This is a genomic window from Pseudoroseomonas cervicalis ATCC 49957 (genome assembly GCF_000164635.1).
GTDB classification, from domain to species: Bacteria; Pseudomonadota; Alphaproteobacteria; order Acetobacterales; family Acetobacteraceae; genus Pseudoroseomonas; species Pseudoroseomonas cervicalis.
The window spans coordinates 1-611 of the sequence record NZ_GG771212.1; the positions used below are offsets into that span (position 1 = coordinate 1).

At 77.7% G+C, this 611-nt stretch carries 1 protein-coding gene; it reads right to left on the reverse strand.

Features of this window, described 5'->3' with window-relative positions:
• On the reverse strand, positions 1 to 611 hold a 611-nt coding region (locus tag HMPREF0731_RS22625), incomplete at both ends, for an HPr family phosphocarrier protein (RefSeq protein WP_007006608.1).

The window sequence follows — 611 nt, forward strand, 5'->3', positions numbered from 1 at the left end:
CGGAGGCGCCGGCATCGATCGCGGCGCGGGCCTCGGCCAGCAGCTCGGGGTCCTCCAGGAACTCCTCATGCGCGGCGAAGATGGCGGCGTGCTGGTCACCGACGCGCTGGGCCATCTCGCGGGCCATGGTCTTCAGCTCGGCGCGCGCCGCCTCCAGCGCGGCCTCCAGCGCCGCCTGCTCGCCCAGCGGATCGGTGGCGGTGGCGGCATAGCCCGCCGCCTCGGAGCGGAAGCGGTGCAGCACGCCGATGGCGATGCCGGGGCTGGCCGGCAGGCCGGCGATGGCGCCGGGCTCCAGCGGCTCATCGGCCGCCACCGCGGCGGGCGCGGCATCGGCCGGGCCGGGTGCCGCCGTGTCGTCATCGCCCAGCTGCTCGGCGAAGGCCTGTCGCAAGGCGGCCAGCGCCGCCGCCTCGTCGGGGCCGGAGACTTCCAGCGTGATGGCGGCGCCGGGGCCGGCGCCCAGTTGCAGCAGCGCGATCATGCTGCGCGCATCGGCGCTGCGGCCGCCATGGCGCAGGGTGACACGGGACTGGAAGCCCTTGGCCGCCTGCACCAGCACCCGCGCCGGGCGGGCGTGCATGCCGGCGGCGGCGGGGGCCTGGACCTCG